This is a genomic window from Trinickia mobilis, from assembly GCF_017315705.1.
Taxonomy (GTDB): Bacteria; Pseudomonadota; Gammaproteobacteria; order Burkholderiales; family Burkholderiaceae; genus Trinickia_A; species Trinickia_A mobilis.
Genome location: NZ_JAFLRF010000077.1, coordinates 1 through 11,337 on the forward strand (window position 1 = coordinate 1; position 11,337 = coordinate 11,337).

Below are 11,337 nucleotides of genomic sequence, written 5' to 3' on the forward strand. Positions count from 1 at the left end.
GGTCGGCGATCGCCACCGCAGCGCCTTGTGCCGCGAGCACCAATGCGATTTCCTTGCCGATGCCGCTTGCGGCGCCCGTCACGACAGCGACCTTACCGTTCAGATTCATGTTCAACGACGACATTCGAAACCTCCATCTGGATTGAGCACATGACACCATGGCGATAAATGCATGACAACCCGGCCGAAAGGCATATGCCGGTCAGCCGACTGCCGCGCCACGACCGACCTCGGTATTGTGCATGAACCATCACGGTCCTGTTCCGCAAATTGCTCGACAAATGAACCCGCGCAACAAGACGCCACCGCCCACGTGCGAAAGCGATTCGGATTAAGCTGTGCGTTTGACTCTCATGCCCCCTTCGAAGGAGAAGCATATGAACTATCGACGACTCGGACGTTCCGGCCTGCAAGTCAGCGAGCTTTCAATTGGTTCGTGGGTCACTTACGGCAATCAGGTGGACCGACGAGCCGCTCGCGAATCGCTCGCGGCAGCGCGCGATGCAGGCGTCAATTTCTTCGATAACGCCGAAGTCTATGCAGGCGGCAAGTCCGAGGAAATCATGGGCCATGCACTGAAAGAGCTCGCATGGCCGCGCATTAGCTATGTCGTGTCCACCAAGTTCTTTTGGGGCTTGCATGAGGCGCCGAATCAGTACCACACGCTGAACCGCAAATACCTGTTGAACGCGATCGATGCGTCGCTGCACCGCCTGCAGCTTGATTATGTAGACCTAGTGTTCTGCCACCGTCCCGACCCGAATACGCCGATAGAAGAGACGGTCTGGGCGATGAGCGACATGATCGCACGCGGCAAGGCGCTCTACTGGGGCACATCGGAATGGAGCGCCGACGAAATTCGCGCGGCCTACGAAATCGCGGAGCGCCATCATCTGCACAAGCCGGTGATGGAACAGCCGCAATACAACCTCTTCTGCCGCAAGCGTGTCGAACAGCAATTCAAGCGGCTCTATGAAGACATCGGGCTGGGCCTCACGACCTGGAGCCCGCTCGCGTCGGGCCTCCTCACCGGCAAATACCGCAATGGCGTGCCGGCCGACAGCCGCGCCCAATTGCAGGGCTACGATTGGTTGCGCACGCAACTGACGGATGTGAGCAAGAACAACATCGTGGGCCAACTAGGCGGCATCGCCGATGAACTCGGCTGCACTATCGGCCAGCTCGCGATCGCCTGGATTCTGAAGAATCCCAACGTCAGCACGGTGATTACCGGCGCGTCGCGCGTCGAGCAGATCCAGGAAAACATGAAGGCGCAAGACGTGGCCGCCAAAATCACCCCGGAAATCAAGCAGAAGATCGAGGAGGTCGTCGGCGACGCCTATCAGTAAAACCCGCGAAAAACGGCGCGGGCGGTCGCGTACAATACGCGACCGCCCGCCAGCGTCCACCAGCGCCTCGGCGCCATGCATTTTTCATGCAAAGCGCAGACGAGCCAACACTGCGTGCTCGCTGCGCGTTTAACCGCATTCATCCTCTCGCATTCCGTTTGCCATGCTCAGCTATCGCCACGCCTTTCACGCAGGCAATCATGCCGATGTTCTCAAGCACAGCGTCGTCGTGCAGTTGCTGCGCTATCTCGGCATGAAGGACAAGGCCTATTGGTACATCGATACGCACGCGGGCGCCGGAGTCTATTCGCTCAAGGAAGGCTATGCGACGAAAAACGCGGAGTTCGAAACGGGTATCGGGAAACTTTGGGAGCGGACGGATTTGCCTACCGCGCTGGCGGAATATGTCGAGGAAGTCGGCGCGTTGAATCCGGACGGCGAACTCCGCTATTACCCGGGTTCGCCTTACCTGGCGTGGCGGCTGATGCGCGACCAGGATCGCATGCGCCTTTTCGAGCTGCACTCGACTGAAATCGATGTCCTGCGCCACAACTTTCGCGATGCGGGGCGCCGCGCGATGCTCTTTGGCGCGGATGGCTTCGACGGAATCAAGGCAATTCTCCCGCCGCCACCGCGCCGTGCGTTGGTGCTGGTAGACCCATCATTCGAGGACAAGCGCGACTACGCGCGCACGCTGACCTGTATCGAGGAAAGTTTGAAGCGGTTCGCGACGGGCACTTACGCGGTCTGGTATCCGGAGGTGACGCGCCCGGAATCGCAGCGTTTTCCCGAGCAGCTAAAGCGCTTGCAGCCGACCAATTGGCTGCATGTGACACTGACGGTAAGCCGTCCGCCGTCGGACGGCTTCGGACTCTACGGGAGCGGCATGTTCATCCTGAACCCGCCGTACACGCTTGCCGCAACGATGAAAGAAACGCTGCCCTACCTAGTCGACAAGCTCCGGCAAGACGAAACGGCGCAATTCAAGATCGAGGGCCGGGCCGACTGAGCCGCGACGGACCCGCTACTGGCTCGAGCGCGGGCGGTACACAGGCCGCGGCGCCGAGGCTCCGCCTACAGGCAAGTTGATATAAGGCGCAACGATGATGGGCTGCGACGAATCCGGTTGCAGCTCAGCAGGGGTTGCAGTCGGCTTAGCGGCGACCATCGGCTGACGCGACAACGGCGCCGTTTGCAGCACGACGCCGCTTTGCCCATCGTTAATGCCGCTTTGCGTATCGAGCACGAGCGGCTTTGTGGTCGACGCGGCGGATGCGTTCAGCGATACGAGCAAGCAAGCCGCACAAGCGGCCGGCAACACGCGAAGCAAGAGAAAAGGGCGCATGGTCGACATATCCGTTATCGGGCGCGTTGACGAGCAAAAACGCTTTACCTTACCGTGATGGCAAGGTTTAGGCTAGTCGCATCAGTGCTCCAGATGCGACAAAACCCCGCTTTGCGGGGCTTTGCATCACAACAAAGTACGGAGTGCGGCCCGTCGCACTGGCGCTCTGCGATTACAGCGAGTAGCCGTTGGTTTCGAGCGAGCGAATACGTTGTTCGAGCTGGACGATGTCAGCCGACGACGCGAGATAAGCCTCACGGCGGCGACGTTCAGCAGCTTCAAACCAGTTGCTCAGCTTTTCGAGGATGTACGCAAACATGATGTTCTCCAAGGATCGAATTGAACCCCTGGCGGGTTGGGCATCAGGGATTTCCCGTAAAAGGGTTAACCCGAATTATAGGCCTGCCGGTGCAACCGTCTAGTGAAATGCTCGAATGACGAGCATTCCATTTCGGAATGACTCGATTTAGGGCGCAACCGAAGGTGTTGATTTGTAAAGAGGATTTAGCTGAACGCGCCGTTAGCCGGCCTTTGATTGCGTCAAGGAGCACCATAATTGTGCAAATCAGGTTGACTCATTCGACCCTATCTGCCCTGCATCTCAGAAAATGTCGCTCGGGCTCAATGGCATTTCACCGTCTGCTCCGTGCCGAGTTCATGAGCCAGTTGTTCGAGAATCGGGCAGTCCGGGCGCGAATCGCCGTGGCAATGCCGGGCGAGGTGAGCGAGCGTGTCGCGCATGTCGGTCAGCTCGGTGATGCGCCGCTCGAGTTCGGCGACATGTTCAAGCGCGATGGCTTTGACTTCCGCGCTCGCCCTCGTGCGGTCTTGCCACAAGGCGAGCAGCTTGCGAATGTCCTCGACGAGAAACCCGAGGCGCCTCGCTTGCCGAATAAAGCGCAGGGTGTGGATTTCGTCGGTGCCGTAGATTCGATATCCCGACTCGGTGCGCGCTTTGGGCGCAAGCAACCCGACGCTCTCGTAGTACCGGATCATTTTTGCGGTCACACCCGATGCGCGGGCCGCGTCACCTATGTTCATGGTCAGCTCCTATATGTGCTGTCCGATCGTACACCTTCCCATAATGGGAAGGTCGACCCTCTCACCTCCATTCTCCAAAGGGAACCCAATGATCGAATTCCAAGTTGAAGGCATGAGCTGCCAACACTGTGCCGCGGCCGTGACCAAGGCGATTCAAGCGCACGACGCCGCGGCGCGCGTGCAGGTCGATTTGGAGCAAGGCCGCGTCGCCGTCGAGTCGGTCCAGAACGCAAGCGTGCTGCGAGCCGCCATCGACGAGGCCGGCTATACCGTCAAAGGCGCAGTCGCCGGCGCCGCCAACCACGCGGGCGGCAACGTCTAAGGAAGCGCGATGTTCACGGTCGCCCTCCTCGGCGCCTCAGGCTTGCTCGGACGCGCGGTTGCCAATGAGCTGGCGGAGCGCTCGGACTGGCGCGTCGTCCGCACTGCTTATCGGCGTGTCTACGATGCATCGGTCCCGCTCGACATGCGCGACGCGGCGGCAGTCGACGCCTTCATCGGGCGCACCGCGCCCGACGCAATCGTGATCGCCGCGGCCGAACGCCGGCCCGATGTCTGCGAGCACGATCCCGCGCTCGCCCGCGCGCTCAACGTCGACGCCGTGACGTCGGTCGCCGCGGCTGCCCGCCGGCGCGGCGCGTGGGTACTGTCGATTTCGACGGACTATGTGTTCGACGGCACCCAACCGCCCTACCGCTGCGACGACCCGCCCGCGCCGCTCAACGCCTACGGCCGCAGCAAACTGGAAGGCGAGCGCGCGCTCTTGGAGACAACGGAGCTCGGCTGCGTGCTGCGTCTACCGCTCTTGTTCGGACCGATCGAGGATTGGCAGGAATCGGCGGCCACGAGCCTCGTTCCCGCGATCGCTGCCTCGGCCTCACCCAATGCGAAGGCCGCCGTCATGGATGCGTGGGCGACGCGCTATCCGACCTTCACGCCCGACGTCGCCTTCGTGATCCGCCAAATGTTGGAACGCCATGCGCGCGGCGACGCGATCTGCGGCATCACGCAATGGTCCGGGGCCGAGCCGATGACGAAGTTCGACATCGCCATGCGGCTCGCGCGGGCATTGCAACTCGACGCCCGGCTCACGCCGCAGCACACGCCGGCCGATGCAACACCGCGTCCGCGCGACTGCCACCTGGATTCGAGCCGTCTCGAGGCGCTCGGCATTGGACGCCGCACGCCGTTTGACGAGGCGATCCTGCAGGTGCTCGGCGCCTTCCCGTGGCGCCCGTGAACGGCACAAGCGCCTCCAGCCGGCAAACGAGCGCTCAGTGAAAATCGCGGCTCGACACAGCGAGCCGCCCTAACAACGCAGTCCGGTCCTCGAGCCGCTTGGCGACCAGATGCAGTACCTCGCCCTCGCGCTGCACGACGCCGTAGACCGCGAGCAACCCCGAGCCCAGCAGCGCTTTGCGCTGCGTTTCGACGAGCGCCGGCCAAACGATCACATTGATCGTGCCGGTTTCGTCTTCGATCGACACGAAGATCGTGCCGTTCGCCGTGTCGGGCCGCTGCCGCACGGTGACGATCCCGCACGCATGCACATGCCGGCCGTGGTTCAGATGCGCCAGTTGCGCCGCGGTCCTGAAGCGCTCTTTCGCGAGCCGCGGCCTCAGTAGCGCCAGCGGATGCCGATTCAGCGTGAGCCCGAGGCTTCGATAGTCGTCGGTGATTTCGCGCCCCTCGGCCGCGCGCGGCAACATGAGCGGCGCCTCGGCGATCGGCGCGTCGCGCAAAAGTTGCGGCACCGTATGCTGCGCGGTCACGGCCCACCAAGCCTGCCGCCGATGGCCGGCAAGACTGACGAGCGCATTCGCCGCTGCGAGCGCTTCGAGCTCGCGGCGCGTAAGCGCGGCACGCCGCGCGAGATCGTCGATATCGCCAAACGGGGCGACGCCGCGCGCTGCCATGATCCGTTCGGCGGCAGCCTGCGAAAATCCCTTGATCAGATGCATGCCGAGACGCACCGCGGGACCTCTCGCACCATAGGTCGCGGCCGGCTGCTTCACGCGCGCGACGTGACGCCTGATGGCGTGCTTGATCGTCTTCGACACCGCCCGCTTGGGCAATGGCGCATCGTGGAGCATCTGCCGATACTGGCTGGCATCCTGGCAACGCCTGCCGGTCTCGCTCCACCTGATGCGCTCACCGGACCGCTGCTGCTTCTCCAATGTCGACTCCCAATCGCTTAGCGTGACATCGGGCGGCAACACCGGCACGCCATGGCGCTTCGCATCCTGCACGAGTTGCGACGGCGAATAAAAACCGAGCGGCTGGCTGTTCAGCAAGCCGGCAAGAAACGCAGCCGGCTCGTAGCGCTTGAGCCATGCGCTCAGGTAAACCAGGAGCGCGAAGCTCGCCGCATGGCTCTCAGGAAAGCCGTAATCTCCGAAGCCTTCGATCTGTTTGCAGATCCGGTCGGCAAATGCCTCGTCGTAGCCGCGCGCCAGCATCTTCTGTTTCAGATCGTCCTGATAGGGCTTCAGATTGCCGGTGCGCCGCCAGGCAGCCATTGCGCGACGCAATTCATCGGCCTTTTCAGCGCTGTATTCGGCTGCGACCATCGCGAGATGCATCACCTGCTCCTGAAAGATCGGCACGCCGAGCGTTCTTTGGAGCACCGGCCGCAACTCTTCCTTTGGATAGTCGACGACCTCCAGCCCCTGCCTGCGGCGCAAATACGGATGCACCATGCCGCCTTGGATCGGGCCGGGCCGCACGATCGCGACCTCGATCACGAGGTCGTAGTACTGCTTCGGCTTCAGACGCGGCAGCATGCTCTGCTGCGCACGCGATTCGATCTGGAACACGCCGATCGTATCGGCATGGCCGCACATCTCGTAGACGGCCGGGTCTTCGCGCGGGATATGCTCGGCGCCGAAATTCGGAAAGCCGCGCCGCAACGCGACGAATTCGAGCGCCCGCCGAATCGCCGACAGCATGCCAAGCGCCAGCACGTCGACCTTCAACAGCTTGAGCGCTTCGATATCGTCCTTGTCCCATTCGATCACGCTGCGGTCCTTCATCGCCGCGTTCTCGATCGGCACGAGACGCGAGAGCTTGTCGCGTGCAATCACGAAGCCGCCGACGTGCTGCGACAAATGCCGCGGAAAGCCGCGCAGCTCATGGGTCAAGCGGATCAGGTGCTGCGTGACGTGCGATTGCGCGTCAAAGCCGGCCTCGGCCAAGTGCTTGGCGATCGCATCCGGACCATCCCACCATTGCTGCGACTTGCCGAGCCGCTCGATCAGCGTCGCCTCGAGCCCGAGCGCCTTGCCGACATCCTTCAGCGCGCCACGCGTGCGATAGGTGATGAGCGTGGCGGTCAGCGCCGCCCGGCGCCGGCCGTATTTTTCGTAGATGTATTGGATGACCTCTTCGCGGCGCTGATGCTCGAAGTCGACGTCGATATCGGGCGGCTCGTCGCGCGCCCGCGAAATGAAACGCTCGACGAGCATATGGATCTGCGCGGGATTGATCTCGGTGATCCGCAGGCAATAGCAAACGACGGAATTCGCCGCCGAGCCGCGCCCCTGGCATAAGATATGGTTCTCGCGCGCGAAGCGCACAATGTCGTACACCGTCAGGAAATACTTCTCATATTGAAGATCGGTGATCAGCGCGAGTTCTTTTTCGATCTGCTCGATGTTGTCGACGGAAAGCCCGTTTGGCCAGCGCTCGATCGCACCGGCCATGACCAGCTTGCGCAGATGGCTCATCGGCGTCTCGCCCGGCGGCACCAGCTCTTCCGGATACTCGTATTGCAGTTCATTGAGATTGAACTTGCAGCGAGCCGCGACGCGCAACGTCTCTTCGAGCGTATCTGCCGGATATAGCGCCGCGATTCGCACGCGCGTGCGCATGTGCCGCTCGGCATTCGGTTCGAGCGCGTGGCTGCACTCCGCGAGCGGCTTCACGAGATGAATCGCGGTCAACGTATCCTGAAGCGGCTTGCGCGAGCGCGCGTGCATCAACACCCCGCCCGCGGCGACGAGCGGCAAGCCGCTCTCATCCGAAATCGTTCGCAGCGCTTCGGTATGCTCGTCGTCGCGACCGTTTTGCCAGAGCTCGAGCGCGAGCCATGAGCGCCCTGGCGCGAAGGCCGCGAGCCAGCGCGCACAGCGCAGCGTCTGCGCGAGCGAGGCTTCGCGCTGCGGCACCAGCATCAGCAGGCAATCGGGCAGGTGCTTCAAATGCGCGAGTTCCGACGGAGGATCGGTAAAGTCCATCGGCGAAAGCCGGTAGCTGCCTTTTTCCGCGCGTGATCGCCCAAGCGTAATCAGCTCGGAGAGGTTGCCATAGCCTTCCCGATTCGTTGCGAGCGCAACCAACGTGCAAAAACGCTCACCGTCTTCGCTGGTCAGGCGAAGCTCGCTGCCGATCAAAAGCTGCAGCTCGTTCTCGTGCTTTTTCGCCGCAACGTGCGCGCGCACGACGCCGGCGAGCGAGCACTCGTCAGTAATCGCGAGTGCGGTATAGCCATGCTGGATCGCCTGCTCGACGAGTTCGCGCGGATGCGAAGCGCCACGCAGGAAAGAAAAATTGCTCAGGCAGTGCAGTTCCGCATAGGCGGGCAACAGAGGCGACGATGCCGATGCCTGCGTGGCAAGAGATAAAGCAGAGGGTGCCATCGCTTCAACCGAAAAGACCTTGCAAGAACCAATAGCCCGACAGGCGTTCTCGGAACACCCAGAACATTCGCCCATCGTCATCGGCTGCGATGTAGTAATCGCGTTCGATGCCCTGCCCATCCCACCATCCCGCCTCGATCCGCTCGGTGCGGGTCAGCATTTTCAAGGGACGTCGATAGACCGGCCGCTGTTCGCGCATGGCCAATTTGAGCGGCATATCGAGCAGCCAAACGGGACGCGGCGGCTGCGGTACTTCATCGGATAAGACAAGCGCCTGAGGAGGCGCGCGAAGCGGCAACGCGTTATCCGGCAGCCCCGTTTGCGCAGCCCTATCCGAATGGCTGGGCTCGACGGTGCCGCCTGCCGCAGCGCCCGATGCAGATGCCGGCATCTCCTTTGCCGCAGACTTCGCCCCTGAATTTCGCAGCGCACGCTTCGACTTCGCCTGCCGTGACGTCCGCTCGGGCTGCCCGATTTGATACGCCTCGACACTCATCGCCCTCTCGGGCCGATGATCGTCCTGCATGGAAATCCGCATCACATTTTCTGAGCCCAGACGCGCACTCAGCCGTTCAAAGAGACGCGCGGCCGAATCGCGATCCGCATCCGGCATAGGAAACAGCGTGTCCGATTGCGCCGCATGTTCGCCGATCTGATTGGCGACGATTTTCAGCTCGACAGCCGGTGCAATCAGCTCGGTCTGATTCAACCTCTCGCGCAGCAGCCAGATCAGGTGATCGGGGTCGCGCGACGGCACCGCCCATGAGACCGTCAAGCTCGAGGTGCGCGGCGCATGGCGAGCCGCCAACTCGTGTTCAAGCAACAGCGTGTAGCTGCTGACCGCTGCGTGATGTGCGCTCAACCATCCGGCCAACTGCATCACGAGCCTGCGCGCGGCAAAGAGCAGCGCTTCGGCGCTATCGACGCGCGCCTGCAACTCAAGCTGCGCTCGAAACGCAGCCGGCGCTCGGAACGACTCGCGCGGGTCTGGCTTCTCGCCGTAAGCCTGCGCAAGCAAGTCCAACACGTCGCTGCCGAAACGTCTGACGATCCCGGCACGAGGCAAGCGCCGCAAATCGGCCAGCGTCGCGCAGCCGATCTGCTCGAACGCATCACCGTATGCGGCTACGGCAGGCAATAAGGAAACCGGCAGCACGTCGAGCGCACGCGGCAACGACGCATCCTTCACGACATGCCAGCGACGCCCTTCCCGCCGCGCCCGGGCATGCGCGAGCAGCCAGGCGCCCCATGCGGTCGGCGCACACGCCATGCGAGCGGTATAGCCGAAATCGCGGACCGTCGACGCGACCTTCGCCAGCAATGCACGCAGTCCGCCAAAGAGCCTCAACCCTGAGCCCACCTCGAGCAACAGCGTATGAGCGTGAGCCAGCGATACCTTCGGCGTATACGCAAGCAGCGCCAGCGCCATCGCTTCGAATGCCTGCGTCTCTCGTTGGGGATCCGGCGTGAGCATCTGGAGCCCCGGGGCCAGCACCAACGCATACGAACGTGTTTGCCCCACATGCACGCCGAACTGATATGCGGTGGTATCCGGGATCAGGATATGCGCGTGATCGGCCAGGGCATAGCACCGGATATCGCTTGCACCGGATGCAGGCTCGCCGAGGCCATCACGCCGATTCGATTTGCTCGTGCTCTTTCGCTCGGGCAGAGGCGGCTTCACGGCCTCCAGCGATAAGAGAGGCAATGTCACAGCAATCCACAACATGATTGACCTTTCGTTCGTGACGCCTTGGACATGCGGTGCGCGCCGGCAACATCGCTTCCTGCACAGGAAGCTCGATGCGCAGCGGTTCTGCAAGGGGCGGACCACGGCGCTTGATGATGTCGATCGTCAATCCGACCTTGTGCAGCCAATGCCGGCGGTTCATCGCCTGCGCACCATCCGGCAGAATGGGCGAACAAATCATCCGCAACGGTGCGGCCGAAGAGTGCACCGCGGCGTTCGCCGGGCGAATCAGAAAGGCCAGCGACCGGGAGTCTTGAGCCGCGACTTGCAGGCGCCTTAGTGCCTCCGGCCGTGCATTCGACGCCCACATCAACATCGCCCCCATCCCGCCCTGCTTCAGCGCCTGCTCGGCGGCCCAAAAAGCTTGAGTTTCCGTTGCCCGCACCCAAAAAATCCGATCGATAGCGATCCCCCATGCTTGCAACGCCGCCGTATGCGGACGATAAGGAGGTGCGATCATCACCACGTGCCGCTCCGCTTCCATCGTGAGCTGGCGAAGCGCATGAACCAGCAAGCGCATCTCCCCTACGCCGTCATGCTCGACCAACAACTCGGTCAGACTGCCGGTAGGCCAGCCCTGCCCGGGCAACGCTCGATCGAGCGCCGGATGGCCGCTCGAAATCGTCTGCGCCAACGGGCTGGCAACCTGGTCGCCCTGCCACATCTGACGTTGCAGATTGGGCGCCAGCGCCTGCGCCGCAAGCTGAATGATTGCTGCCATAGACCTGCTCGTTTTAAAGAGAATGCGCCGCCCTACTCGCGCGCGAGTATCGATGGAGCGCCCAGGCTTCGCTGCGGTTGTGCTGTGCGCACCAAACCGACATCAACCAGCTCGTATCAACCTGTTAAGCGGCCTCGGTTTGCCTTGCGTTTTGTCACGCACTGAACGGTCTTCCGCACATGCCCATCCCGGCTGTCTCCGACGGGACACAGCAATGATCAACGTGACCACCCGCTGCCAGCCTACGGAAATGCAGTCCAGTTGGATGGGCGACGTGCACTCGATACTGTATTTTTATACAGTATTCTATAGGGAAAGTTAAGGGGCGTTGAGGCTCAATGGCTTAGCGCTTTTTGTCTGCGGAGAAGGCGTAACGAGGTGGTGGGATGGGCTCGAAGGCGGCTGGCCATGTCGGTCTGCTTGCGCCAAGACGCGAAACGCGGCGCGCACAGCGCGTGCGAGCATGCGGGTTGGGGGTGAGGGGCTGGCCGGTC

The 11,337-nt window shown here is 62.3% G+C and carries 11 protein-coding genes; 4 read left to right on the plus strand and 7 right to left on the minus strand.

Annotated features, from left to right (window positions below):
• Window positions 1-124 (minus strand): SDR family NAD(P)-dependent oxidoreductase (locus J3489_RS36315; protein WP_207005638.1); only part of this gene is annotated, 124 nt, incomplete at its 3' end.
• Between the two features lie 253 nt (window positions 125-377).
• Between J3489_RS36315 and J3489_RS36320 the strand changes: the two genes are divergently transcribed.
• Both J3489_RS36320 and J3489_RS36325 read left to right on the plus strand, forming a co-directional pair.
• Window positions 378-1,349, plus strand: a complete 972-nt coding sequence (locus J3489_RS36320) for a potassium channel beta subunit family protein (protein WP_207005628.1) — start codon at window positions 378-380, stop codon at window positions 1,347-1,349.
• Between the two features lie 163 nt (window positions 1,350-1,512).
• Entirely contained in the window at window positions 1,513-2,358 is an 846-nt protein-coding gene (locus J3489_RS36325) for a 23S rRNA (adenine(2030)-N(6))-methyltransferase RlmJ (RefSeq protein WP_207005629.1), read from the plus strand.
• A 15-nt stretch (window positions 2,359-2,373) separates the two neighbouring features.
• Here J3489_RS36325 and J3489_RS36330 read toward each other — a convergent pair whose 3' ends face one another.
• From J3489_RS36330 to cueR, 3 genes are all read right to left on the minus strand, one after another.
• Window positions 2,374-2,694 (minus strand): hypothetical protein, encoded by a 321-nt coding sequence (locus J3489_RS36330; protein WP_242540588.1) that lies wholly within the window; start codon window positions 2,692-2,694, stop codon window positions 2,374-2,376.
• A gap of 172 nt (window positions 2,695-2,866) precedes the next feature.
• A complete protein-coding gene (locus J3489_RS36335) occupies window positions 2,867-3,013 on the minus strand; it encodes a DUF3563 family protein (RefSeq protein WP_207005631.1) in 147 nt (48 codons plus the stop codon).
• A 302-nt stretch (window positions 3,014-3,315) separates the two neighbouring features.
• On the minus strand, window positions 3,316-3,735 hold the full coding sequence (gene cueR / locus J3489_RS36340) for a Cu(I)-responsive transcriptional regulator (protein WP_207005632.1): 420 nt from the start codon (window positions 3,733-3,735) through the stop codon (window positions 3,316-3,318).
• Between the two features lie 88 nt (window positions 3,736-3,823).
• On the opposite strand from cueR, the gene J3489_RS36345 reads away from it, so the two are divergent.
• Window positions 3,824-4,057, plus strand: a complete 234-nt coding sequence (locus J3489_RS36345; protein ID WP_207005633.1) for a heavy-metal-associated domain-containing protein — start codon at window positions 3,824-3,826, stop codon at window positions 4,055-4,057.
• 9 nt (window positions 4,058-4,066) lie between these two features.
• Complete coding sequence (locus tag J3489_RS36350) at window positions 4,067-4,975, plus strand: dTDP-4-dehydrorhamnose reductase family protein (protein ID WP_207005634.1); 909 nt, start codon at window positions 4,067-4,069, stop codon at window positions 4,973-4,975.
• A 34-nt stretch (window positions 4,976-5,009) separates the two neighbouring features.
• Here J3489_RS36350 and J3489_RS36355 read toward each other — a convergent pair whose 3' ends face one another.
• Genes J3489_RS36355 through imuA form a run of 3 tightly spaced genes read right to left on the minus strand, consistent with a single transcriptional unit; the run spans window position 5,010 to window position 10,786 of the window.
• Window positions 5,010-8,372 carry an error-prone DNA polymerase gene (locus tag J3489_RS36355; RefSeq protein ID WP_207005635.1) on the minus strand — a complete coding sequence of 1,121 codons (3,363 nt, stop codon included), beginning with the start codon at window positions 8,370-8,372 and terminating at the stop codon, window positions 5,010-5,012.
• A 4-nt stretch (window positions 8,373-8,376) separates the two neighbouring features.
• Window positions 8,377-10,101 carry a Y-family DNA polymerase gene (locus J3489_RS36360; RefSeq protein WP_207005636.1) on the minus strand — a complete coding sequence of 575 codons (1,725 nt, stop codon included), beginning with the start codon at window positions 10,099-10,101 and terminating at the stop codon, window positions 8,377-8,379.
• Entirely contained in the window at window positions 10,004-10,786 is a 783-nt protein-coding gene (imuA, locus tag J3489_RS36365) for a translesion DNA synthesis-associated protein ImuA (RefSeq protein ID WP_242540589.1), read from the minus strand. The genes J3489_RS36360 and imuA overlap by 98 nt, the downstream gene beginning before the upstream one ends.
• Window positions 10,787-11,337 lie beyond the last annotated feature (551 nt).